24 protein-coding genes are annotated in these 23,470 nt (G+C 46.4%); 8 read left to right on the forward strand and 16 right to left on the reverse strand.

The annotated features are described in order from the left end of the window. The 4 genes from HCZ42_RS18175 to HCZ42_RS18185 all read right to left on the reverse strand — a co-directional run. Positions 1-312: amino acid permease (locus HCZ42_RS18175; RefSeq protein ID WP_167422173.1), on the reverse strand; the 312-nt coding region annotated here is incomplete at its 3' end. Between the two features lie 147 nt (positions 313-459). After that, the gene (locus HCZ42_RS18180) at positions 460-900 is read right to left on the reverse strand and encodes a cytochrome c3 family protein (RefSeq protein WP_167422174.1); all 441 of its coding nucleotides are present in this window, start codon (positions 898-900) and stop codon (positions 460-462) included. Continuing rightward, positions 897-1,496: a cytochrome C gene (locus HCZ42_RS22200; protein ID WP_439849005.1), complete on the reverse strand. Its 600-nt coding sequence runs from the start codon at positions 1,494-1,496 to the stop codon at positions 897-899. The genes HCZ42_RS18180 and HCZ42_RS22200 overlap by 4 nt, the downstream gene beginning before the upstream one ends. A gap of 54 nt (positions 1,497-1,550) precedes the next feature. Further along, a complete protein-coding gene (locus HCZ42_RS18185) occupies positions 1,551-2,600 on the reverse strand; it encodes an ethylbenzene dehydrogenase-related protein (protein ID WP_167422175.1) in 1,050 nt (349 codons plus the stop codon). Positions 2,601-2,865: 265 nt separating this feature from the next. Here HCZ42_RS18185 and HCZ42_RS18190 point away from each other — a divergent pair, with 265 nt between their 5' ends. The 6 genes from HCZ42_RS18190 (at position 2,866) to yddG (ending at position 7,407) form a co-directional block, all read left to right on the forward strand. Then, positions 2,866-3,315, forward strand: coding sequence for an Lrp/AsnC family transcriptional regulator (locus HCZ42_RS18190; protein ID WP_167422176.1), 450 nt, complete (start codon positions 2,866-2,868; stop codon positions 3,313-3,315). Then, positions 3,305-4,228: a LysR family transcriptional regulator gene (locus tag HCZ42_RS18195; RefSeq protein ID WP_167422177.1), complete on the forward strand. Its 924-nt coding sequence runs from the start codon at positions 3,305-3,307 to the stop codon at positions 4,226-4,228. Before HCZ42_RS18190 ends, HCZ42_RS18195 begins: the two co-directional genes overlap by 11 nt. A gap of 89 nt (positions 4,229-4,317) precedes the next feature. After that, positions 4,318-4,932: a LysE family translocator gene (locus tag HCZ42_RS18200; protein WP_167422178.1), complete on the forward strand. Its 615-nt coding sequence runs from the start codon at positions 4,318-4,320 to the stop codon at positions 4,930-4,932. Positions 4,933-5,014: 82 nt separating this feature from the next. Beyond that, positions 5,015-5,992 (forward strand): Gfo/Idh/MocA family protein, encoded by a 978-nt coding sequence (locus tag HCZ42_RS18205; protein ID WP_167422179.1) that lies wholly within the window; start codon positions 5,015-5,017, stop codon positions 5,990-5,992. A 12-nt stretch (positions 5,993-6,004) separates the two neighbouring features. Further along, entirely contained in the window at positions 6,005-6,403 is a 399-nt protein-coding gene (locus HCZ42_RS18210) for an OsmC family protein (protein WP_167422180.1), read from the forward strand. 122 nt (positions 6,404-6,525) lie between these two features. Next, entirely contained in the window at positions 6,526-7,407 is an 882-nt protein-coding gene (yddG, locus tag HCZ42_RS18215; protein ID WP_167422181.1) for an aromatic amino acid DMT transporter YddG, read from the forward strand. Positions 7,408-7,427: 20 nt separating this feature from the next. Here yddG and HCZ42_RS18220 read toward each other — a convergent pair whose 3' ends face one another. Then, positions 7,428-7,907, reverse strand: coding sequence for a L,D-transpeptidase family protein (locus tag HCZ42_RS18220; protein ID WP_167422182.1), 480 nt, complete (start codon positions 7,905-7,907; stop codon positions 7,428-7,430). Between the two features lie 289 nt (positions 7,908-8,196). On the opposite strand from HCZ42_RS18220, the gene HCZ42_RS18225 reads away from it, so the two are divergent. Beyond that, complete coding sequence (locus HCZ42_RS18225; protein WP_167422183.1) at positions 8,197-10,320, forward strand: sensor domain-containing diguanylate cyclase; 2,124 nt, start codon at positions 8,197-8,199, stop codon at positions 10,318-10,320. Positions 10,321-10,363: 43 nt separating this feature from the next. Here HCZ42_RS18225 and HCZ42_RS18230 read toward each other — a convergent pair whose 3' ends face one another. The 6 genes from HCZ42_RS18230 to HCZ42_RS18255 are packed head-to-tail and all read right to left on the reverse strand — an operon-like array spanning position 10,364 to position 17,157. Further along, a complete protein-coding gene (locus tag HCZ42_RS18230) occupies positions 10,364-12,004 on the reverse strand; it encodes a BatD family protein (protein ID WP_167422184.1) in 1,641 nt (546 codons plus the stop codon). After that, positions 11,998-13,842: a vWA domain-containing protein gene (locus tag HCZ42_RS18235; protein WP_167422185.1), complete on the reverse strand. Its 1,845-nt coding sequence runs from the start codon at positions 13,840-13,842 to the stop codon at positions 11,998-12,000. The genes HCZ42_RS18230 and HCZ42_RS18235 overlap by 7 nt, the downstream gene beginning before the upstream one ends. Beyond that, complete coding sequence (locus HCZ42_RS18240; protein WP_167422186.1) at positions 13,835-14,803, reverse strand: vWA domain-containing protein; 969 nt, start codon at positions 14,801-14,803, stop codon at positions 13,835-13,837. The genes HCZ42_RS18235 and HCZ42_RS18240 overlap by 8 nt, the downstream gene beginning before the upstream one ends. 1 nt (position 14,804) lies before the next feature. Then, positions 14,805-15,269 carry a DUF4381 domain-containing protein gene (locus tag HCZ42_RS18245; RefSeq protein WP_167422187.1) on the reverse strand — a complete coding sequence of 155 codons (465 nt, stop codon included), beginning with the start codon at positions 15,267-15,269 and terminating at the stop codon, positions 14,805-14,807. Further along, complete coding sequence (locus HCZ42_RS18250) at positions 15,270-16,190, reverse strand: DUF58 domain-containing protein (RefSeq protein ID WP_167422188.1); 921 nt, start codon at positions 16,188-16,190, stop codon at positions 15,270-15,272. A gap of 10 nt (positions 16,191-16,200) precedes the next feature. Next, positions 16,201-17,157 carry an AAA family ATPase gene (locus tag HCZ42_RS18255; protein WP_167422189.1) on the reverse strand — a complete coding sequence of 319 codons (957 nt, stop codon included), beginning with the start codon at positions 17,155-17,157 and terminating at the stop codon, positions 16,201-16,203. A gap of 306 nt (positions 17,158-17,463) precedes the next feature. On the opposite strand from HCZ42_RS18255, the gene HCZ42_RS18260 reads away from it, so the two are divergent. Then, on the forward strand, positions 17,464-17,664 hold the full coding sequence (locus HCZ42_RS18260) for a restriction endonuclease subunit S (RefSeq protein WP_167422190.1): 201 nt from the start codon (positions 17,464-17,466) through the stop codon (positions 17,662-17,664). A 244-nt stretch (positions 17,665-17,908) separates the two neighbouring features. Here the strand turns inward: HCZ42_RS18260 and HCZ42_RS18265 are convergent, their stop codons facing one another. The 5 genes from HCZ42_RS18265 to HCZ42_RS18285 form a co-directional block, all read right to left on the reverse strand. Beyond that, the gene (locus tag HCZ42_RS18265) at positions 17,909-18,952 is read right to left on the reverse strand and encodes an HlyD family secretion protein (protein ID WP_167422191.1); all 1,044 of its coding nucleotides are present in this window, start codon (positions 18,950-18,952) and stop codon (positions 17,909-17,911) included. A 1-nt stretch (position 18,953) separates the two neighbouring features. Next, entirely contained in the window at positions 18,954-20,270 is a 1,317-nt protein-coding gene (locus HCZ42_RS18270; protein ID WP_167422192.1) for a glycosyltransferase family 2 protein, read from the reverse strand. Continuing rightward, positions 20,257-21,615, reverse strand: a complete 1,359-nt coding sequence (locus tag HCZ42_RS18275) for a diguanylate cyclase (RefSeq protein ID WP_167422193.1) — start codon at positions 21,613-21,615, stop codon at positions 20,257-20,259. Before HCZ42_RS18275 ends, HCZ42_RS18270 begins: the two co-directional genes overlap by 14 nt. Positions 21,616-22,092: 477 nt before the next feature. Beyond that, entirely contained in the window at positions 22,093-23,121 is a 1,029-nt protein-coding gene (gene pyrC / locus HCZ42_RS18280; protein WP_167422194.1) for a dihydroorotase, read from the reverse strand. Between the two features lie 161 nt (positions 23,122-23,282). After that, complete coding sequence (locus HCZ42_RS18285; RefSeq protein WP_072161425.1) at positions 23,283-23,441, reverse strand: YqaE/Pmp3 family membrane protein; 159 nt, start codon at positions 23,439-23,441, stop codon at positions 23,283-23,285. Positions 23,442-23,470 lie beyond the last annotated feature (29 nt).

Raw genomic sequence — 23,470 nt, forward strand, 5'->3', positions numbered from 1 at the left:
GATTGCGGCGGGTACGCCAATGGGGATAACGCTCACGAACAGCCAAGCAACGCTGCGCTCTAAACGTTTATTGAACGCCTGACGGACAAAATACGCTGTACCGCCTGCGCTTGGGTAACGTTTCCCTAATTGTGCGAAGGTAAGTGCTATCGGGCAAATCGCGATAAACAATACGCCCCAAGCCCAGAGTGAATAGTGCCCTGCGATTCCTGCAGCAATTGCGGGAACCATAAACAGCCCAGTCCCTAGTAACGTTGTTGAGAGTTGTCCTATTCCTGAAATAAGGGTTATTTCTTTTTTTAATTCGCCCATAGTATCCATTCCTTGAGATATAGCTGTAGCTTACTCAATAACCTCAGGATAAGCAGCCATCATTTCGTCGTAGATATCCGTCAAATTGACGGAATTTCCTCGGGGCTTAAGCGAATTGACGCTATGGCGTGTTAGTGATATCTCTGCTTAATCATGAATAGAAGGGCTAATTGACAAAGCCTTACTAGGAGTTATGAATACAAAATGATTCATAAAGCGTTCTAAACGGTGGGAATAAATGTTTTCAATTTCGCTATCGCCTTCATCATGGCAGTCTAAGCAAATGTCTTTGGGATCGAGTTCTTCATGGGGGAGATGGCATTCTACACACTCCATTTGTTCGCTTTCCTTGTGCTTTAAGGTGTGACTTTTGCCACGCAATAAACCAAAGTCATCATGACATTCAATACAACTGCGATATTCAAAGATTAAATCATCTGAAACGGACTCATTTTCATGGCATTGTCCTGAACAGGTCTCATCTTTTAAATGGAAATTGGCAAGTGTGTTCTCATCCGGATTGGGAAGATCATCTGCATAAGTGATTGGCACTATTATCAATAAAAGCGTAAATAGTAATTTGCTCATCGCATTGGCTCCTTATCCTTGGCAGTATCTTCAGATCTTTTGTCATGGCAGAAGACACACAATCCAACTCGAAATTTCTTTGCGATACCGATAATAGGATCGCTAGGCTGATGCAGAGAGTGGCATGTTGCACAAAACATTTTTTTTACGTGGAGATCATGCGTCCACTCCGCTGCTCTGAGCACTTGTGGCTGGTGGCAAGTGATGCACTGCTGGTTTTGCTCAAATATCGTTGATCTATTTGTGTCATTAAACCCAATGATGGCGTGATCATCTTTAGGATGATCTCCTTTGTTTCCATGACATGCAGTGCAATTGTCATAATATAGGCGGCTTGCGTGCCGACCTACCGAGGTAATGGCGTCAATGTTCTTGATTAAGCGTTGCTTTTGGTGGCATCGGATACATCTCTTATTTTCTTTTGTTATCACTTCAATGGTTTGCTGAGGCGTTATTTGCTGATCAAAACTAGGACTGATGTCAGCAGCAGCAGTTAGAGTTATGAGTAATAAAAAAAGGCCACCCCCCCATTTTAAACCAGGGAGATACAGTGCACGAATTAGGAAAAAAGTCAGCATAGCTCCCCTCAATAACATAAGTTAAGTAGCGATACGTTGGGCATAAGCACCGCCCAACGTTAATAGAAGCGATTATTTAAATACCATGTTTAGAACATCTCTATGGTATACGTGGTTAATTTGACTGTTGTCGAAAACGGCAATACCGAACGGGTAAGTCTTAGACATGTCATCAAATTGAACGTCTTGTGTCTTCGCATTAGATCCGTCTGTGACAAGTTTTCGTTTCATTTCAAGCGTCCAAACGCCGTCTTTCCAATTTGAACCTACTTCTATGTCACCACGGGAGCCTTGGAAAGGAGCCCCAGTGAGCCCAGGAATACGATTTGTTTTGCTGTAGTCTTGGGTAAAAGGAACTTTCTCACTCTCAGGAATTAGTAACGTATCATCAGAGAGGTTCGCACTCACGAAAGCAGGTTGATCGTCTTTAATGTTATTTACGTAGCCTCCACCTATTTTGTCATCACCTTTACGTCCCCAGCCCTTATTAAGTTTTGGGTCTGTATTGCTATCAATATATTGATCGTCCAGTTGATTATGCGCGGCTGTTCTTACACCTTTCCAGTGCCACATATCTATAAACTGGCCTTCTTTGGTGTATTTTCTGGCCGGGTTTTTGTCGTTTCTGCCACCAATTTTTCCATCTTTTGCTCGGTGACAGGCGGCATTACATCCTTTTTCTGCAAAGTCGTCAGTGTTGATATCCCAGAGCACGGCAAACTTGTCTTCATAGTATGTATTCTCATGGCCCGTTTGGTCTTTATTCATTGATTGCTTCCACGAACCATCCGCTTGCTTCATCCAAGGGAAACGGTCAATACTTTTTGTCGGGTCGTCGTATTGAATAAGAAAATATACGTATTCATCGTCATAGAGCGACTTAATTAATACGTCTGTCCTTTTTATTCCTTTGTAGCCATTAGCTGGTTTATAGGGGAGCTTCTTTAGTTTCACGCTAAGCGCTTTTGCAGCATCCCACGCAGAGTCTGGTATACCATCAATATTTATCGTGGAGGGTGCTTTAGTGCTTTCTAAAACCATGTCTTTTTTTGCATTGGCAACACTCAGTGGTGCAATAGCCGTAACGGCTGTAATACCAATAATGATTGGCGACAATTTCATATCAACTCCTTGGCTATGTTTTGGTGTGTTTTGTAATTAAGAGTAGGCATACTCATTGAGCGTCAGTTTGAATAAAGTCACACTATTTGCATGGTTATGTGGTGAGGAGTGATGAAGTTATCAGATTCGGATTAAACATTAGTAAATGCTGAACTCCTGCTCGAGTTCATAGAACGTAAAGCAAACGGATGGCTTTATCGGTGAACGTATTTGTGTCACATTACCTGTAATCAACAGGATAAGTTGAGCTATGACAGGAAGTAATATGGATAAGTTTGATCGTCAAATAGTAGAGATACTAAAACATCAGGCTCGCGCCTCTGTGAGTCATATTGCCCGAGAAGTGAACCTTTCCCGTTCTGCCGTGACGGCTCGGATACAAAAACTTGAGGCCGATAAGGTCATTCTGGGTTACCACGCTCAACTGGCGCCGCCACAGAATCTGCCGATGATCCAAGCCTACATGGCGCTGAAGTTTGATATGTCGGCGACCACACATTATTGTGAAACGTACGCGAGCAGAATCTACCAGATTGATGGAGTGAAGTGGTGCCATGCGATCAGTGGCGAAACCGACATGATGTTGTTTGTTGAAGTGCCGAGCATGCAAAGGCTTAACGCGATTAGGGATGAACTACAAACCATTCCTGAACTGCGCCATCTAATGACACACACAGTGTTGACCGAGTTTTTTAATACCAAACATGCTTCTTAGCCAAATTAACCTCAACTTACTGCGCTCGTTGCAAGTCTTGCTTGATGAATGTCATGTGAGCCGAGCGGCTGAACGTCTGAACATTACCCAATCTGCGGTCAGTCGACAGTTGTCTCAATTGCGCGAGCTATGCGGCGACCCTTTACTGGTGCGTGATGGCAATAGGTTGGTGCCCACGCCTCGTGCACTCGCGATACAGGGGCGCCTAGACGATTTGTTGGGGGAATTCGAAAGCCTACTTAGTGACGACGTGTTTGACCCGAAAACTTGGCAACAGGAGTTTGTGATTTCCTCGAGCGACTATGTGGCGCAGTATATTTTACCCAACGTGATCTCCGTGATGGTCGAGCAAGCCCCAAAGGTTAATATTGCGTATCGTCTCTGGCAGCCAGATTACCTTAACCAATTTAATGCCAGTGGGATTGATTTGGCGTCGACCATGCTACCGGAGCAGCCTGAAAATATTAGCAGCATCAAAATTGGTGAAGACAAGTCGGTGTGTTTGATGCGCAAAGGGCATCCATTACTTGAAGAACCCTCTTTATGTTGTGAGCGACTAACCGCGTATCCACACCTTAAAGTGACTGGAGGTGGCGACAAAGACGCCAGTGCTGATGTTGTTCTTGCTGAGCTGGGGTATTCACGCCGTGTGGCGTTAAAAGTGCCGTTTTTCTCGGCTGCAATCAACGCACTGACATCGAGTGATTATTTGATGATCGTGCCAGAGCACATCGCTGCCAATCTCTCCAATGATTACCCGCTTGCCTATCGGTCGTTGCCGTTTGATACCCAATTGCATCAATACTGGCTGATGTGGCATCCCAAATATGACCAAGATAAAGCCCATCAATGGATGCGAGAATTGGTGTTGCATGCGATGCGTACCTCCCGCTATTCAATTGGTATGATTTGAAATCATAGCAAGTATTCTAAACTTTGATTTCAAATCATTCTTTGGCTGGATTAAGTTAAGTCTATCGGCAACACAACAGGACAATAATAATGACTCTGACGATTTGGCTATCCCTATTCACAATATGTTTGCTTGGTGCGATGTCACCCGGACCAAGCTTGGCAATGGTGGCAAAGCACAGTTTAGCAGGCGGGCGATCTAATGGCTTGGCGACCGCGTGGGCGCACGCACTCGGCATCGGTATCTACGCATTCATTACCTTGATTGGCCTTGCGGTTGTGTTGCAGCAATCCCCTTTGGTGTTTAAGGCGATCAGTTATGCGGGTGCGGCGTACCTAGCGTATCTCGGTTACAACGCGCTTCGCTCAAAAGGTGGAGTGGCAGCAAAATTGGAAGCGGGTGAACAGAGCAGCGTTTGGCAGTCGGCGAAAGAAGGCTTTTTGATTTCGCTGCTCAGCCCTAAGATTGCACTTTTTTTCACCGCACTATTCAGTCAGTTTATCGCGGTTGGCGACAGTGTTGGCGCTAAGTCGTTGATTGTCCTGACTCCACTTGTGGTTGACGGTTTGTGGTACACCTTAATTACGCTATTGTTATCAAGTCCGCGCTTATTGGACAAGATTCGCGCGAAAGCGCAACTTATCGATAGACTTTCTGGCGTAGTTTTGATTCTCTTAGCAGTCAGAGTCGTGTTAACTGTATAACGACAACGTAATAACAATTAAAATTTAAGATTCGTTTCTGATTGGAGCCTACTCGGCTCCTTTCGTAGTAAGGGACCCAGTTATGATTAAACTTGCTGTAATAGGAACAAACTGGATTACTGGTCAGTTTGTCGATGCTGCACTCAAAACGGGCGAGTATGAACTTTGCGCTGTGTATTCGCGTTCAAAAGAGAAAGCCGCGGAATTTGCTAAGGCATATGGCTCGGTAGAACTGTTTGATGATTTAACGCAGTTCGCGAAATCCGATGTGTTTGACGCGGTATACATCGCTAGCCCTAACTCACTGCATGCACCGCAAGCGATGCAGATGATGAAAGCTGGCAAACACGTGATTTGTGAAAAACCGATGGCGGCCAATGAGACGCTTGCCAAGCAAATGTACCAAGTTGCTGAAGAAAGTGGTGTGGTGCTGTTTGAAGCGTTTATGTCACCTCATGCGCCAAACTTTAAACTCCTCAAGAGTAACTTGGGCAGTATTGGCAAGATTCGCAAAGCGTTTATTACCTACTGCCAATACTCATCGCGTTACCCGAAGTATCTTGCGGGTGAAAATCCAAACACCTTCAATCCAGACTTTGCCAATGGCTCAATCATGGACATTGGTTACTACTGCTTAGGTTCTGCGGTCGAATTGTTTGGTGAGCCAGTTTCCGTTAAAGCGGAAGCGCAGTTGCTTGATTCGGGTGTCGACGGCAGTGGCAGTGTGATTCTGGGTTACCAAGGTTTTGATGTGGTACTGCAACACTCGAAAACCAGTGACTCTTACTTACCAAGCGAAATTCAAGGTGAAAACGGTGCGCTGTTAATGGAAATGATTTCTACAGCGAAGAAGCTCACCAAGATTAACCGCGGTGGTGTGGGTGTAGACTTGAGCGTGAAGCAAGATTCCAACCCAATGTACTATGAAGCGAAAGCCTTTGCGGAACAGCTAAAAGCAAACACACTCGATCAAGAGTGCAAAACGCGCTCACTGATTGTCGCAAAATTACTAACAGAAATCCGTCGCCAAACAGGCGTGGTTTTCCCTATGGATGTCTAAAGAGATACAACAATGCAAGCTGAAGTTAAATGGATCGAAGATTTTAAGTTTTTGGGTCAATCTCAATCTGGTCACTCGGTCGTGATGGATGGAAATGGCGGTGCAACCGCGCCAAGCCCGATGGAAATGGTCTTGATGGCAGCAGGCGGTTGTAGCTCTGTTGACGTGGTTGACGGCTTAAAAGAAGCGGGTCAAAAAGTACAAACGTGTACCGCTAAGCTAACTACAGAACGCCGTGACACAGCGCCGCGTATATTTACCAAAGTGAATATCCACTTTGAAGTATCCGGTGAAGAGCTGGATGCGGACGTGGTGGCTAAAGTCGCAGCGGATTCTCTAGAGAAATATTGCTCTGTCTGTTTAATGCTAGGCAAAGGCGTAGAAATGACCCATAGCTGGGAAATTATCTAAGCATCGGCTTACCTTATCGAGCCGGACTGAATATGGTCCGGCTTTTTTATTTAAGTAAGCCAACTCTTGGGAGTAGTGTTTTTCGCTACGCAAAGTGAAGGCTTTTGTCATAGGGCGAATACGTGAACCAACATAAGTTTACTATTTGTGGTGTGGTCGCCATTTTGTTGTGGAGTAGCGTGATGGGTTTTGCGCGAAACGTAGCAGAGTTGCTGGGCCCAATTGGTGGCGCGGCGTCCATTTATACCGTTGCATCGGTGTTTTTGGTGCTGGTAATGGGTGTACCTAAAGTAAAAAATTACTCGCTTCGTTACGTGTTTATCTGTGGCGGATTGTTTGTCGCGTACGAGATTTGCCTTGCACTGGCGTTAGGAATGGCGAATTCGCGTACCCAAGCGATCGAGATGTTGGTCATTAACTATCTCTGGCCTGCGTTGACGGTTTTACTTGCGGTGATTGTCAGCCAAAAGAAGACTAGTTTGTGGGTTTACCCAAGCATCGCCATCGCCTTTCTCGGAGTTGCATGGAGTGTCACGGGTGACCAAGGTTTGTCTTTCGCGCAGATTGTCGCTAATGTCGCGACCAACCCTGTCACTTACGCAATGGCGTTTGTTGGCGCGTTTCTTTGGGCGATCTACTGCAATCTCACTAAGCGTATATCCAATGGTCAAAACGCGATTACCTTGTTTTTTATTATGACGGCGGCAACATTGTGGATTAAGTATGCCCTAAGTAACGAAACGGGTATGACGTTCACTTGGGAGGCGAGTGGATTGCTGTTGATTTCGGGCATTGCGATGGGAAGTGGTTATGCGCTGTGGAACTACGCTATTATTGGCGGAAACATGGTGCTACTGGCGACGCTGTCTTATTTCACACCTGTGTTATCGACCATCATATCGTCATTTATCCTCGGAATCGCGATAACACAAAGCTTTTTACAAGGCGTGATCATGGTGACGGTCGGTTCGTTGATGTGCTGGTGGGTGACCAGAGACGACTAGCCTGCCATTACAACTAATGGTCACCAATAGATTTCAATTGGGGTGCCAACATCGACGAGCTGGATAAACTCATCCATTTCTTGGTTGCTCAGCGCAATACAGCCGTCAGTCCAATCAAAGCTCTGAATATAGCTTGCGGATTTGGTTTCCCCGTTCTTTAGTCCATGAATCTTAATATTGCCACCAGGGTTAAGGTTATGTCTTCTGGCATTTTCGATATCTTGGTCGTTGGGGTAGGTAATGTGAACCGAGCGGTAATACTGCGAATCTTCCAAAATGAAGTCTAAGTAATATAGCCCTTCTGGCGTACGCTGATCACCTTCTTGCGCTTTGTGACCTTTTGGCTGCTTGCCTAGTGCGACTCTAAACTCACGTATGATTTCGTTTTCCTTGACCAAATACATTCGGCGTTTGGATTTGTCTACTTTTATCAGGTCCACAGTGGCAAAACTAGGCGTGCAAACTATCGCTGCGAGAAGCAGTAGCAGCTTACTCTTCACAGAACTGTCCTCTTCGAGTTCTTAATTGGTTGGAAAGTTTATATAACAAAAACTGCGTAACTAAAGCGTAGCGAATCTAAGCTGTGTTGTCGGCTGAATATTTACAATGGCCAATGCAATTTTTGGAAATAAGATCATAAAAATGTATGAGGCATCATATCTACGAAATAAGGATATGTCGAATTGCGAGTAACTTAACATAGGCCTTTTATTGCGGTTTGCATGGTCAGGACTAGCTGCTAATTTTTTATACGAAAAAAGGTGATTATCAAAAGCGCAGGCTAGGATTATGTTCCCGCGAATTCTTCTTAAAAATATTTTATCAGCCAGAAATCAGCGGTTTTTAGTCAATTCATTGTTTTCTTACATTGATGACTTATTGGAAGCTGAACACATTAGTGTTTTCTACGAACCGACTCATGGCGGTGCGCAAGACTTTATCTATCAGCATGGTCATCCAGTATCGTTAGATAAATACCCGAGCACTTTTTGGTCGTGGATTGCTCAATTTGATACCTCTGATGGTTTGATTCCGTTGGCGATGAATACCTGTCAGTGGGACTACCAACAAGTAATGGCAACCGACAGTTATGTGTTCATGTTGGATAATCACCCTGAGATACGTACCTATTTGGTACTCGAGAACATTAATGTATCGCTAGCGGATAAAGCTAACCACAACAATGAATTGGATGCGCTGCAGATCATAGCCGCGCGCTGGCAGTGCTTGCGCGCTGAAACCGAAGCGGCAAAAGAGTTCAAACAGCGCGATATGAAAGAAGCCAAGTACCTTGATGTCATCAAGCAGCGAGAGTTGTTTATCGAGAGCATGAGGTTAGTACAGCAAGCGGCGGTTGAAATCTCAAACCCGAAGAATCTAGATGAGTTGTATCGAATGGCGGTTGAAGCGGTGCGGAATAAACTTGGCTTTGACCGCGCGGTATTTATGTTACTCGATATTAAAAAACGCTGTTTTAGTGGTACGTATGGTACTGACGAACACGGGAATACCGTCAGTGAGCATCACACACAGTACGACCTACACCAACTAGAAGAAACTTATATCAATGCCTTATTTGAGGGCAATGATAGTTTAGTCATCGTTGACAATGCACCTTTATACACTGCGGGTAATGTTATCGGTCAAGGCTGGAATGGGATGCTTATTCTGCGCGATGATGAGGAAATCATCGGCTGGATTGCGTTAGACAACTACATCAATCGAGCACCACTGACTTCTTATCAACACCAGATGCTGGAATCGTTTGGCTCGTTGCTGTCGCAAATCTATATTCGCAAACGTCAGGAACAGAATGTACGCATGCTGCACGCCAGTATGGTAGAACTATCACGCTGCATGACGGTCAGTGAAGTGTGCAAATCAGCGGTGACTTTCGCGATTAACCGCCTCGGGATCGACCGTTTTGCGGTGTTCCTCACCGACAAGCAGTGTACTCACATGCAGGGAACATGGGGAACGGATATACAAGGTAACGTGGTTGATGAATCTTACTATCGTTCTGACACCGTGGATCGTTCCATCGTTAACGCCGCGCGTATCAACCCCAATGATGTAGTGTTTGAAGAGTCGGTACCGATTTACCATGATTTTCATATCGTCGGCTTTGGCTGGACAGCGATGACGTTATTGGTAGACAACAATGGTGACCCAGTTGCGTTTATCGCTGCAGATAACCTGCTTAGACGCTCACCATTAACCCATCAGCTGCGTGAAATGATTCGCATGTTTGCGTCTAACTTGACTGAAGTACTGTTGCGCACCCGTGCCCAAGAAGCGGTTCATCAAATGAACGACACTTTGGAGCAAGAGGTAAAAGTAAGAACGCGCGAGTTGCAAAAAGCCAATGAACAGTTAGAGCTACTATCAAAGATGGATCCGCTGACCCGCTTGGGTAATCGTCGAATGCTTGAAGCGTTGTTGGAAGAAATGTGTTTAAGCGGAGAGTCAAAACGCAACCAATACGGTTTGATCCTTGTCGATATTGACCACTTTGGACAATACAACAACCACTACGGTCACATGCAGGGTGATATTGCGTTGATGCGAGTAGGCAACATTCTTCAACATCATATTCAGTTTGATAATGAAGTCTTCTGTCGCATCGGTGGCGAAGAGTTTGCCTTGCTGGTCTCAGATTATGACGCGGAACGTGTATCAAAGCTTGCAGAGTGCATCCGAAAATGTATTGAAGACGAGCGGATACCGCATGAGCTGAGTTCTTCTGGCGAACATCTTACCGTGTCGGTTGGCTATGCGGTGGTTGAGCTGGAGCAAAGTGAGTTTAACTTTGACACCCTGTACTGTGAAGCGGACAGGGCGCTATACAAAGCCAAAGAACAGGGTAGGAATAGGGTGGTGGGTAATGATCCACTGCTTGTCACCGCAGAATAAACAACAAGGGCATCCAATCTGGATGCCCTTGTTGTGTTCGTTGCTACAACGGTTCAAGCTGCCCTGAACTCGGTTTTATCTTGGTTGACTGTTTATCGAGCTTTTTGATTAGCTTTATCAGCTTTTTGCTGTCCCAATGACGTTTCTCTGTCGCATACACGCTAGCATTCATTGCCTCCAACTCATCTTTGACTTGTTGCTTAAGCTGATCGTCGTTGAATTGTGTTTCGTTTAGCCATTGCTTACCAAGAAAGCTTGCTTGGAGCATATCGCCTTTGGTTAGTGCGTGAATAAGCGCTTCGCTCTTTTTACTCGGCACTGTCGTCTCAAGTTTACGTTGGGCTTTTGCACTTGTTGCTTTGAACAATAACACTAGGGTTATCAACCAAAGGGCTGCGAATAGCGCGGTTAAATAAGGCCACACCCCTGAGTCTTTAACGGTAATCGTTTCTGCCGTGCTTGGAAGAGTATTTAAAACCACAGGCTCGCTAGTATTTAATGCTTCACCAGCAGTGACTGACAATGTTATTCCTTTTATTGTGGCGGTTTGTTGCTGCTTCTCGGTACTGTTCCACCAATTGATGCTGATGTCATTCAGCGCGATCTCTCCCTCTTGTTGTGGGATCAATACTTGGGTTAGCGTCATTCTGGTTGTGCCTTTGCCAAGATCACTAAACTGCGGTTTCTCTTGGTAGATACGAATCGAGTTAGGGTAGTTGACGTTGATATTCGGGAAACGCTCGGCTGTAATTCCGTCAATATCTAGTGTGATTTCCCTTGTGATTGATTCTCCCACTTTGGTTTCATATCTTTCGCCAGAGATTGGTTTGCCACTGGAGTCCGTCCAGCGCTGGTCGAGCGACAGCTTAGAAGCGGGTAGCCAGTTGCCTTGGTAATTGTCAGGAATGGGATGAACCACCAGTTTAAATTGTTCTGCGGGGGTTGATGCGTCAATCAAGCGGGTAGTACCGCTGCGATTATTGCCGTACACGACGCTGCCTTTAAAGCCGATACCGGAGACAGAAAACTCGCCCGCTTGATCTGCAGTAACGCGAAAATCTTGATCGACCACGGTTACTTCCATTCCATCCCTCACACTTTGGTACTGTGACGCTTCACCCTCCGCAGCCAACGTTAAGCCTTGTGCGATAGGCGGAATAATTTGTGGGTTTTGTAAACGACGTGGATCCGCTTTAATGATCAAGCGTGTTTTGAGTAATGCGCTTTCATTGGGGTAGAGCTGTGTTTTAGTTAGGTGGCTTTGTACTTCGACCAAATCATCGACATTCGGTTGGTCGTTATCAACCCCGACTTGTATCGCAATTGGCTGTGAAGTTGCGCCATCGACAGTAAATGCAGGAATGGTACTGACGCCGATACGTTGTGCAGCGATGGAGATGTTCCACTCACTGTACGATGTACGCTTACCGTTGATGATGTTGATCGACGTACCGAAACTTGGTCGGCCTAAATAGAAATCCTTCTCCAGCACCGAGAAGTCGATATCGTCAGAAGATACCTTTTGGTCTACCACGACTTTGAGCTGGAAGACTTCATTTTTCACCACTTTATTCTTGCTTACTGTAGCCTGAATGGTCGTGGCGAACGCTGTCGAACTCGCGACTAAACTTAAGATCGCGAGTATAAACGCTATATATGATTTGAGATATTTAATCATCACCATTGTTTACCTGACTGTTGCGGCGGTTGTTTCTGTTGTGCTTGCAGCATAAGTTGTGCACGAAGCAGGCGGCTTGGATCTCGAGCACTTTCAACCTGTTCAAGCTTTCTTAATTGAGGGTCAACCTTTTGCTGGTTATCTTGTCTAGCGACGGTAGGCATTTGCTGAGCGGATTCCTGACGGTCATCAGCAGGTTGTTCAGTACTTTGCTGTGTTTGCTGGGAGTCTTGCTCAGCTTGCTGGTCGCTGGAGCTTTGTTGCTCGTCCTTATTTTCTTCGGTTTGAGCTTGTTCTTGCTCGGAAGAGTCGCGATTTTTCGTACTATCGTTTTGCTGACTTTGGCCATTTTTCTGATCTTGGCTGTTTGTCTGGTTTTGTGACTCAGACGCATTTTTTTCGTTTGGCTTTTGATCGCTCGATTGTCCAGAATCGCCTTGCTGTTGCTGTTGCTGTTGCTGTTGCTGTTGCTGTTGCTGTTGCTGTTGCTGTTGCTGTTGCTGTTGCTGTTGCTGTTGGGCTTGTTTTACCACCTCTAAATTCGCTTTCGCATCTTGATGTTGCGGGTTTTGTTCAAGCACCTGTTGATACAGCTCAGTCGCTTTAGCAAAGTCTTGTGCTTGAGCATAAGCGTTCGCAAGATTGTATTTGCCTTCTAATGAAGTGTCAGATTGCAGACTATCAATCGCGGCCTGATAGTTGCCCGCTTGATACTGTGCGATACCTTTCCAGTTAGGATCGTTGAATTGTTCAGCGGCTTGCTCGTATTCGCCGGCGTTGTATTGCTGCATCGCCTGTTGGTTCTGCGTCAGCCAAGGGCTGGCCTGCGCAGGTGTTGGTTTGGTAAGTGGCAGAATGAGCAGCAATGCGCTGAAGAATACGCCTTTGCGAAACATAAATAGCGCCGGGATGAGGAGTAGGGGAAGCAGCCAGAAACCCTGATTGATACGCTCTTCGACCTTGTGTTGCTTGTTGTTTAATGAAGTGTCGTCAACCTGAGAGGTCAGACTAACAATGTGTTCTACATCGCGGTTGGTCAGTTGCACCGGGATAAACTGTCCATTTACCGCTGAAGCGAGCGATTGCATTGCGGAAAAATCAGACTTAGCGACAACAGGTTGCCCATTGTCCATGGTCATTAGCGTACCGTCTTGGAGCCGAATCGGCGCGCCAGCACGTGAACCTAAACCAAGAATAGTCAGGCGCCAGTTGCTACCACTGAGTAACGATTCGACGTCTTGCTTTTCCTTGGCATCAATATCATCAGTAACCAATACAATATTGCCAGATCCTGCGCCAGTGTTTTGCATAATTTCCACTGCGAGCTCGACACCTTTAGCGGCATTCGCGCCGGGATAAGGCATGATTTCCGGCGATAGACTCGGTATTAGGTTCGTGATGGTGCGCGTGTCACTGGTCATCGGGCTTACAACGTATGCGTCACCAGCGTAAGCGACTAACGCGGTCGTGCCGTCTTGCCAACTATTGAGTAGGTCTGTGACTTTGTATTGTGCTTGGGTTAGTCTGTTTGGCTTAATGTCGGTTGCGTACATCGACATCGACATATCCATCACCACGACGCGAGCACTGGTATTGGCAAAGCTAGGGCGCTCTTGAGACGAGAAGCTAGGACCAGCCAATGCGACCAGCGTGATAGCCCCAGCCACTGTGATAATACTCAGAATTGTCGACTTGGAGCGTTTAACTTGCAAGCCCATTGCTTTCGCAAGGTGAGGTGCAATCAATGTTTGGCTCTTTTGGCGTTTACTCAGCCACAGTAGCAAGGCTAACCATGGAATGAAGCCGAGTAGCCAAAGTGGGTAGAGGAAAGTAAATTCAGACATGATTCCTCCGCAGAATAATTAAAACGATAAAACCGAGCAGAGCCACGCTAAGGGGAACACCAAACCATTCGATCTGAGGTCGCCATGTTTGTGTTGCCTTGGAAATCGGCTCTAGGCTGTTAATGGTGTCATAAATGGTTGCCAGTTCGTCGGCATTGCGTGCGCGGAAGTATTGGCCGCCAGTGATATCGGCGATCTTCATCAGCGTCTTTTCGTCTAGGTCTTGAGCGGTATTGACTTTACGGGTCATAAAGAAGTCTTTGACCATCATCTCTCCCGCACCCACGCCAATGGTGTAAATGGTTGCGTTGTATTTCTTCGCGATGTTCGCCGCTTCAATTGGGTCGAGCACGCCTGAAGTATTGCTGCCATCGCTTAGCAGAATCATCACCCGCTGCGGCGCATCACTATCAATAAAGGTCTTAGTGGCTAAACCGATACCTTCACCGATTGCGGTTTTTTCCCCAATTAAACGCAGGACCAGTTGGTCAACTTGTTGTGAGATGGTTGTACGGTCAAGCGTTAATGGGGTTTGCAGGTATGCGTGGTCTGCAAATACCACTAAACCAAGTCTGTCTCCTTCGCGTTTTTGCGCAAAGTCACTAACAACATTTTTCACCGCAGACAGTCGGTCGATGTAGTCGCTACCGTCGTTCATGTCTTCTTTACTCATTGAGTAAGAAAGGTCGAGTACCAGCATCAGGTCACGGTGTTTGGGTTGAGTGGTGACGGGCTCACCGTACCAAACTGGCCTTGCTATTGCGATAACCAAGGCAATCCAAACCAGACACGCCAAGAGCTTCGCGATACGGTTACTCGGCGTAATACTACTACCAGCCTCAGGAACGTAAGGCAGTTGGATTGGCGCCGACTGCGATGCTGGTGGAACTAACAGGTAGACAATGATGGGTAATGGCAACAGAAATAAACTCCACCACCAAACTAACTCAAAGTTCGCCAAGTTAATTCCTCCTCTTTTTCGCCGGTAGGGCGCGCTCCACCCACTCAATACAGTGCTGGATTAACTCCTGGTCATTCTCACTGGTTTGTTTGCTGTACAGCACCTGTTGCCATGTGTTCTGGTTTGACACAAAGTGCGTTGAGTCAATTTGTGCGTCCAAAAACTCGTACCATTTGTTGCCAGTGAGCTGCGCAATATCGGCTCTTGGGTAGTAGCACAGCGCGGCTTGTCTTAGTAGTTCCATCGCTTCAGATGGCTTTAAGGTTCTCTCTAACAAGCGCAGCGCGGTTTTCTTTGGAGCTAAGCGCTTTTTGTTCCAACGCCACGTTAGGATAACGATCAAAATCAAAAGAATGGCACCCGCAATCAATGCCCACCAGCCCCAAGCGAGCGGAAACCAGCTAGGCATATCTGGCAAATGCATTGGTTGAAGCGGTAACGTCGAGGTTTGAGTTTCATTGCTCATTTATTCAAATCCATGTAATTGTTGTGAGAGTGCCGTATCGCTACAGAGCGTAGAGAAACTCATACCGAGGCTGTGAGCCAGTTGGGTTAGCTGTTGTTGATGCTGAGTAAAGACTGATTCGATACCTTGACGAGTCTTGGTCGATGAAAAGTCGAGCCAGCGGGTAGTGTGTTTGTTTGAAACTTGTTCAGTACCTCTGTAATTGGTGATGCCTTTTTCCAATGGGTCATAGATTTGTACTAAGCGCACTCGGTTGTGTTGCCCTAGTTTTCTCAACATCAGACTAGCATCCTGATTGAGCCGGACGAAATCGCTTAGTAGGATGATCTCACTGCCTTTAGGACACATTCTTGCTAACGCGTGTAGGCCATCATTCATGGAATCATTGCTGGTTAGTGGTGACTGTAATTGGTTGTTGTGTTGCGTCACCAATGCCTGAGCAATGGCGAGTGCGCCTTTATTGCGCGCGACGGGCTTTAACTCGATGAGCTGCTTACCGGTGTCGATGATCGCGCCAACCCGGTCTTGCTGGGCAACACTGAGCCAAGTAATCAAGCTCGCCATATGCGCCATCAAAACCGATTTCAGCATCAACTGAGAGCCAAAAAACATACTAGCGCTCAGGTCGAGATAGAGCACAATCGGCTTTTCTCGCTCTTCGCTAAATAACTTAGTATGAGGTTTGCCAGTGCGTGCCGTGACGCGCCAGTCTATCGCTCGAATGTCGTCACCCGCTTGGTACTGGCGGACTTCGCTAAAGTCCATTCCTCGACCAAGTTGGCGACTTTGATGCTGCCCGAGCATTTGCGACCAGAGGCTTTTGGCGGGCGGCAACCATTTCACGCTATGCTGCTTGTAGTAAATCAACTCATCCAGACTGAGATTGACCCCATCGCAAGCGGGCGGTAATACGTTTTCCATCTGCGTCGCCTTATGCGCTACCGACCAAAGAGAGCAGTTTGTTGATCACCTGATTTGGGTGAATGCCTTCTGCTTGGGCTTGGTAACTTAGCAGTAAACGGTGACGCAATACTGGGAAAGCCATTGCCTGAACGTCTTCTGGCGAGACAAAATCACGACCGTTTAACCAGGCATGAGCGCGAGCACAGCGGTCAAGGGCAATCGTTGCACGCGGGCTGACGCCCATTTCTAACCAGCCGCTGAGGGTGTCATCGTATTTCTTCGGTTCACGAGTCGTCATCACTAGACGGACGATGTAGTGCTCAACGCCTTCGGCCATATGGATGTTCAGCACTTCTTGGCGCGCGGCAAAAATGTCGTCTTGACTGAGCAGTGGTGGCACTGCTGAATTGTCGCCTTTGGCTTCACCACGATTTAGGCGCAGAATTTCCAGTTCACTCTGAGCATCTGGGTAGTCAACGTCTAAATGCAGTAGAAAACGGTCGAGTTGCGCTTCTGGCAGTGGGTAGGTCCCCTCTTGCTCGATAGGGTTTTGTGTCGCCATCACTAAGAACAGCTTTGGTAGGTGGTAAGTCTTACGGCCAGCCGTGATTTGCTTCTCTGCCATCGCTTCCAGCATGGCCGCCTGGACTTTCGCTGGAGCACGGTTGATCTCATCAGCCAATACTAAGGAGTTAAAAATTGGGCCCGCTTGAAAAGTGAATTCGCCAGTTTCAGGGCGGAAGATATCAGTACCCGTTAGATCCGCAGGGAGCAAGTCAGGTGTAAACTGAATACGGTGAAAGTCACCTTCAATACAATCAGCAAGCGATTTTACCGCACGGGTTTTCGCTAGCCCGGGTGGTCCTTCAACCAAAATATGACCATCGGCGAGCAAGGCGACCAGCAATTGATTGACCAGTTCTTCTTGGCCAATTACTTGGCTATTTAAGTATTCTCTGAGTTGCAGTAGAGCGTGCGATTGCATTGATCTAATTCTCCTTATTTTTCCACTTAGTGGAGTGAGAAAGCAAAAAAGTTCCTTGATTTAGCGTCAGTTGTTTATAAAACGAACAGTGTCGGCTAAAAACAGCCTTTGCCGATGATTTTTCAGCGCTTTCTCTGATTAGTTAGGATATGGGGCTGAATTTACCAGATGCAATCTTTCAAAATTGAAATCCTGCTTTTCGCAGATCCACAGTGGGTGAGAGTCGTGATGGTGATCACCAACTAGAATAACAAGGAGTAAGTAGGTAAACTTAAGGGCAGTTTCTATTTGTAAGGTAAGTGAACCATGAGTGATTTTGAAAAAGACTTAGAGCAGATGTCTCAAGAGATGGGTGATGAGCCTGAGACGGCGCTTCCAACGCTTGAAGAGCAAAAAGCGATTGCTGCTGAGTTGAAAAAACTGGAAGCGGAAGGCAAGCTAACTCCAGAAGTGTTGGAGCAGCACTTTGGCAAATTCTACGCAAAGACGAACCCGCCGGTTCATTGATCGCTTAGCCAAACAAGATTCGCTTGCAAAGCCGCACCATGCGGCTTTGTTTGTATTTAGGAATGGATATGTTAATTGTTATTCGACTGATCAAATTAGCGGTAATCTGCGCAATATTTTTCACCATCTACGACTTAATCGCTTTTGGTGAAATCACTTGGGTCGCGCGCTTACTTAAGCTCTAGTAAAAGAGCCGCCTTAAGATAAGGCGGCTCTTTTTTGTTGTGAAGAAGGGGTAGGAATATTAGAAGATAACTTCCACTTCGACACCCTCAATCCAGCGCTTGGTTTCAATCGGTTCATCAAAGCTCAGAGTGACTTTCAGATACGCAGGTTGACCTTCAAACGGCTTTTGCAGCTCAGATGGCAACTTATTTACCACTTCTACCGGGCTATACACCGTTGCTGAGTAGACTTTACCATCTGGGAACTTCACGTCCGCCTTGACACCAATCTCTCCATATTTAAGATATTTAGGATCCAAGAATGTTGTGATATCCGGGGTGATGTTCTTTGATATCGTCACTAGCGGACAGTTTTCTGACACGCGTTGACCTTCACGCACGTGGATGTCGATCACTCGGCCATCATAAGGCGCGCGGATATTAAGATTGTCTTGCTGCGCTTTTTTTGCTACCAGCTCTTTTTTTAGCGAACGATATTGCTGCGTGATGGCGCCCGCCAGTTCCAACTCTTTTGAGCGGCGCTGTGACTCTATATACGCAATTTTCTGTCCGCTAAGCTGGTTGTTCAGCGCGTTGTTGACGTTGACCACCGCCGCGTAATCCACCTCAGAGACTTGACCCTTAGCGCGATAGGTTTCGTATTTGTCGAGGATCTTTCCGACTTTGTTCACGTCCGACTGTGTTGTCGAAATGGCGCGTTGGTAAATCGCTTCCGAACTGCGGTCTTGCTTAAGGTGTTCTTCGAGCTGCGCCATTTCGTTTTCTAAAAAGTCGACTTCTTTATTTAGAATGTTGTCGTTTATCAACAGCAATGACTGGTCAGCCTTGATCTGCTCGCCAACATTAATTGGTAGCGGAGCGATGATACCTGCTTCTTTGGCCGTGATAACTAATGGGTGAGAGGTAATGATTCCCGGTGCGGTAACTAAGACCTGAGAGCGAAACAGGTAGTAAGACATCACGATTACTGGGCTAATCACTAATGCGAGGATCAAATACCAACGCAGGCGATAGCCGCCGCGCTTAGCGTGACCATAGACGACCTTCATACCACTTTCATGCTGAGGCTTATTCTTTTTATCTAAGTGAAAGTTAATCTTCATATTAAAACTTCTTTCCTCGTTTCAAAACCCACCAAGGAGCCATGCTGGATTCTTCATGGCTGCGGCGTACAACTTCGTTAACCATGGAAAAGGCGGTGATGAGCCTCATTAAAAATTGGTAAATTGGATAGAGTGGAAGCCAAATAATGGCTTTTAAATCTTCATTCTTACGTTCGGATACGAGTCCTAAATAGACGATAAACAGCAATAGGGATAGCGTGAAATAGACGATATACAGCAGCAGCGTCAGTGCGAGTACAAACTTTAACGGGTAAGTGATCAGCATGTACACGCTGAAGATGACCACTAGAATTGGTAAGAGTACGTTCTGCACCACACCGTAAGTCAGAGTGAAAATAAAGTTGCCCCAGCCAAGTAGCGTTGGTGACAGACCTTCGTTATGTTTGCGTAGAAACAGGAACAACAAGTCACCATCCCAGCGTAAACGCTGGAGGATCAAGCCTTTTAATGTGTCTGGAACGTCAGTGTGGCCGACCGCGTTGGTCGCAAAGGCAAGCTTGTTGTTTGGGTAACGGCGTTTGTACTGCTTAAGACGCATGGTTAAGTCCAGATCTTCTGCGGTATGAGTATCCCAGCCGCCGACCTGTTTGAGCAAATTTTTGCGAAATGCCCCAAATGCCCCAGAGATATTATTGAGTACGCCCCAGCGTGCCATGCCTGTTTTACCTGCCTGCATTGATAGCATGTACTCAAGCGACTGCATTTTTGTGAAAATATTCTTGTCGTGATTGCGCACTCGCAGTGCTCCACCGCTGGCAATAACGTCAGGATTGGCAAACTGCTTCATCATGTTGAACACCATATCGTTGTCGAATGAGGTATCCCCATCAACGTTGATCACGATTTCCCCACTTGCCACGGACAGGCCAGCGTTCAAGGTCGAGACTCGTCCACCGCGCTGCCATTTAGGGATCACGCGTACATTGCGGTTTTTGACATGTGCATGGCGCTTTTCACCGTCTAATGCGGCTTGGTAGGTTTGCTGGTTTTGCACCGCCCCGTCGACGACGGCAAGGATCTCGATACTGCCCGGATAAACTTGCTCAACTAGAGTGTCGATGGTGATACCAATCGCATCTCCTTCGCCGTAACAAGTGATGACGAAGCTGATCGATGGGAAATGGGTCATCACTGGCTCATGTTCAACATAAGACCAACGAAAGATCCCGGTCAGTACCAGCAAGTAGAGAGGCAACTCAATGCCTATCATGATTGGGAACAACAACAACCACAGCTCGGTGTTGTTGAAGATCATGCCTTGCAGGTATTCAAGTAGCGCTAAGCTATCTTGCAGCATAGATTTCCCCAGTGATGCTCTCTAACCAAATATCGATGTCTGCATCTAACTCTTTGTTTGGCAGAGTCCACGCAAACGCATTGAGAACGAAATCTTCTTCATCAATCAAGCCGCTGAGTTCTTTAAGCTTGGAGCGCAATACCGCAAGACTTGATTCTTTAGTGTTGGGCATCAGCACCAACAGCACGTCTTGACGGTACTGGCAGCAAATATCTGTGTCGCGGAACAATCCACCCAGACGAGTGGTTAGTTGGTCCATCAAAGCAAACAATCGCGCGTCGCCGTATTGCTTGCCGTAGTCGTCCAATGATGGAAGGTGCAGACCGAGCAACAAGTGTTTTTCACCGTGCCTTAGCGCAACTTTATTGACCCACGTAAGCAGGTTCTGGAAATAACTTACATCCACTTTGCCCTTGATTGAGAGGGTTGGGGCTTGGGCAATCTTGCCGTGCTGAAAGGTATATTCACCGGTCTCACCCAGTGACATTTTGTAAATCTTGCGTACCACCAAATCTTCGACCGCGATCTGGCTAGAACAGCTCAAGCAGTGGCTGACCGTAGAGGCTTCAACGAATAGGTGGCTGCAACTGTTACAAACGTGGTTTTCCAACGGGCGGTCGTAATCAACACCAATATGTCTAAGTTGGGTCAGGCACTTAGGACATTCCAGCTTGCCTCGACGCAGAAAGCTCTGTTGATCACCAACATGGCCACAGGTGAAGCAGTGCAATGAGCTTTGAGACTCGATATCAATACTGCTGCAGCTTGGGCAGACTTCGATGTAGTTTAAATGGCCACTGTTACATTTCGAGCAAACTCGGATACGGTCAATGAGTTGATCGTTTTCCAGCACACCTTGCTTCTGCTCTGCGAGCACGTAGCGGTATGTTGAGCTGAGATCTGGGAAGAACAGGTCGATAATCGGGTAGCTATAAATGGACGTCGAGGTAATCGACTTGAGCGGCTTGACGCGGCGTTCACGGTTGACACCCAACCAGCCGACTAAAGGATCAACCGTTGAGCGGTGTTTCATTGTTTCCAATCGACTTCTCATTGCATCCCAAGTGGATGAAGCGAGCTGATGGTCGTAAACACCATCGGTGACGCATTCTGACAGCGCAGTGGCTTTAGTGACAAATATGCACCAGCTCCAGCTTCCTGGTCGGGAGTAAAACGCCTTAAGTGACGCATCAATTTCTTCTGCGTTATCGTGGTTAATACAAACTAAACCGCCGAGCGCACGTGGTAGCCCCGCGATGTTTTCAAGCTGGGTAAATTTCTCATTTATTTGAGAATCATCTGCCGGGTTGCCAACCCAAAAAAAGTGGCTGTTCGAAGTAAGCATTCGCAAGCACTCGCAATAGAAAAACGCTTTGCTTTATTGATGTTGATGCAAAGTTCGTTCTTAGTGTCAATTTAGTACTTAAGTTTAAGCTTAACGAAGGGCGATTTTGGGCCAAATTAACACCATCAGACACAACCGTTAAAGGCTGAGCAGTGACGTGTTATGCAGATAGATCTACCCTGATAAAACTGCATGATTGATGACGACATTCTTTCCCGCAAGCTAAACAAAGTGTTTAAAAAGCCAACATAATTATAATAGTAGATCATGGACATGTTTTATTTGGTACGGCAGCCTGATCTTTATGATAGTTTAGTCAGAAAGGATGTCTCAGTAGTGAGACTTATTGTTATATTTATGAGTAATGTGATGCTTATCAGATGTTCAGTATGTAACGTCAAACAACAAATAAGCCACCTGAATAGGTGGCTTATTTTTCATATTCAATGACTTATGCAGAGTCTTAAAAAATAGAAACTATTTCACAGACCAGCTGATTGTCTCACCTGCGCGAATAGGTACGACGATATCTGAGCCAAATGGCATGCTGTCCGCGACCTGCCATTCTTGTTTTGTCAGCGTGACGGTATCTGGATTACGTGCGATTCCGTAAAAATCAGGACCATTAAAACTCGCAAACGCTTCTAGGTTTTCAAGCTTACCTTCTTGCTCAAATACCTCTGCATAGAGCTCTAGTGCCGCGTGTGCGGTGTAAGAACCCGCACAGCCACAAGCGGCTTCTTTTTTACCCTTCGCATGAGGTGCAGAATCGGTCCCTAGAAAGAACTTTTTACTGCCACTGGTCGCGGATTCAACTAATGCTTTTTGGTGAGTATTACGCTTTAGAATCGGTAGGCAATAGAAGTGCGGTTTAATGCCACCAACTAACATATGGTTACGGTTATACATCAAGTGGTGAGCCGTGATGGTGGCGGCAACATTGTCATTGGCGTTTTTAACAAACTCTGCAGCATCGGCAGTGGTAATGTGCTCAAGGACAATTTTAAGGTTCGGGAAGTCGTTAACAATTGGAGCAAGTACCGTATTCAAGAACTCTTTCTCACGATCAAAGATATCGACATCGTGAGTGGTCACCTCGCCGTGTACAAGCAACAACATACCCACTTCCTGCATTGCTTCTAATACGTGGTAGATGTTTTTTGCAGAAGTCACACCAGAATCAGAGTTGGTTGTTGCGCCCGCTGGGTATAGCTTTGCTGCGACAACGTGACCTGATGCTTTCGATTTACGAATTTCATCGGGAGTAGTGTTGTCAGTGAGGTAGAGGGCCATGAGTGGCTCGAATTGCTCAGCAGGCTGCTCTGCCATGATGCGCTCTCTGTAAGCTAGCGCCATTTCTGTGGTTGTTACAGGTGGGATTGTATTTGGCATGATTAGCGCTCGTCCATTGTAGCGGCTAATATCACGCACCGTATCCTTTAGAACGTCACCATCACGTAGATGTACATGCCAGTCGTCAGGACGTGTGATCGTAAGTGTTGTCATTGTTGCTCCCACCATAAATTAAGTTATCCGTTGGAGCCCAAGCCAAGCGTTTAACTCAAAAAGCAAACGCTTACGCTTAGGCGACAGGATGATAGAGCAAAGCGTGGACTATTTCATCCCTTTTTTATTTGGTGGGTAGGAAACCAGCTTAGGTACGTTAACTATTTCAGCGTCAACCATAGGGCGTGAATGCTTCCCGGCAGGAAGAAAATCAGCGTAAGGATCAGGTTGATAATGAAGTCCTTACCTAAACCTCGGTCGATGAATACCGCTACTGGTGGGATAAAAATACACAGTAGGATCATGATCAGTTTATTCATTGTTTACTCCTCGTAATGCAAGCGTTAAT

The sequence above is a fragment of the Vibrio hepatarius genome, from assembly GCF_011806575.1.
GTDB classification, from domain to species: Bacteria; Pseudomonadota; Gammaproteobacteria; order Enterobacterales; family Vibrionaceae; genus Vibrio; species Vibrio hepatarius_A.

Coding starts and splice junctions, on each gene's coding strand:
- HCZ42_RS18200 (WP_167422178.1), top strand. CDS start 4,318: ATGACTCTGACGATTTGGCTATCCCTATTCACAATATGTTTGCTTGGT.
- HCZ42_RS18245 (WP_167422187.1), bottom strand. CDS start 15,269: ATGAGCAATGAAACTCAAACCTCGACGTTACCGCTTCAACCAATGCAT.
- HCZ42_RS18265 (WP_167422191.1), bottom strand. CDS start 18,952: ATGAAGATTAACTTTCACTTAGATAAAAAGAATAAGCCTCAGCATGAA.
- HCZ42_RS18255 (WP_167422189.1), bottom strand. CDS start 17,157: ATGCAATCGCACGCTCTACTGCAACTCAGAGAATACTTAAATAGCCAA.
- HCZ42_RS18185 (WP_167422175.1), bottom strand. CDS start 2,600: ATGAAATTGTCGCCAATCATTATTGGTATTACAGCCGTTACGGCTATT.
- HCZ42_RS18205 (WP_167422179.1), top strand. CDS start 5,015: ATGATTAAACTTGCTGTAATAGGAACAAACTGGATTACTGGTCAGTTT.
- HCZ42_RS18190 (WP_167422176.1), top strand. CDS start 2,866: ATGGATAAGTTTGATCGTCAAATAGTAGAGATACTAAAACATCAGGCT.
- HCZ42_RS18235 (WP_167422185.1), bottom strand. CDS start 13,842: ATGTCTGAATTTACTTTCCTCTACCCACTTTGGCTACTCGGCTTCATT.
- HCZ42_RS18260 (WP_167422190.1), top strand. CDS start 17,464: ATGAGTGATTTTGAAAAAGACTTAGAGCAGATGTCTCAAGAGATGGGT.
- pyrC (WP_167422194.1), bottom strand. CDS start 23,121: ATGACAACACTTACGATCACACGTCCTGACGACTGGCATGTACATCTA.
- HCZ42_RS18270 (WP_167422192.1), bottom strand. CDS start 20,270: ATGCTGCAAGATAGCTTAGCGCTACTTGAATACCTGCAAGGCATGATC.
- HCZ42_RS18250 (WP_167422188.1), bottom strand. CDS start 16,190: ATGGAAAACGTATTACCGCCCGCTTGCGATGGGGTCAATCTCAGTCTG.
- HCZ42_RS18275 (WP_167422193.1), bottom strand. CDS start 21,615: ATGCTTACTTCGAACAGCCACTTTTTTTGGGTTGGCAACCCGGCAGAT.
- HCZ42_RS18230 (WP_167422184.1), bottom strand. CDS start 12,004: ATGGTGATGATTAAATATCTCAAATCATATATAGCGTTTATACTCGCG.
- HCZ42_RS22200 (WP_439849005.1), bottom strand. CDS start 1,496: ATGTTATTGAGGGGAGCTATGCTGACTTTTTTCCTAATTCGTGCACTG.
- HCZ42_RS18210 (WP_167422180.1), top strand. CDS start 6,005: ATGCAAGCTGAAGTTAAATGGATCGAAGATTTTAAGTTTTTGGGTCAA.
- HCZ42_RS18180 (WP_167422174.1), bottom strand. CDS start 900: ATGAGCAAATTACTATTTACGCTTTTATTGATAATAGTGCCAATCACT.
- HCZ42_RS18225 (WP_167422183.1), top strand. CDS start 8,197: ATGTTCCCGCGAATTCTTCTTAAAAATATTTTATCAGCCAGAAATCAG.
- HCZ42_RS18195 (WP_167422177.1), top strand. CDS start 3,305: ATGCTTCTTAGCCAAATTAACCTCAACTTACTGCGCTCGTTGCAAGTC.
- HCZ42_RS18285 (WP_072161425.1), bottom strand. CDS start 23,441: ATGAATAAACTGATCATGATCCTACTGTGTATTTTTATCCCACCAGTA.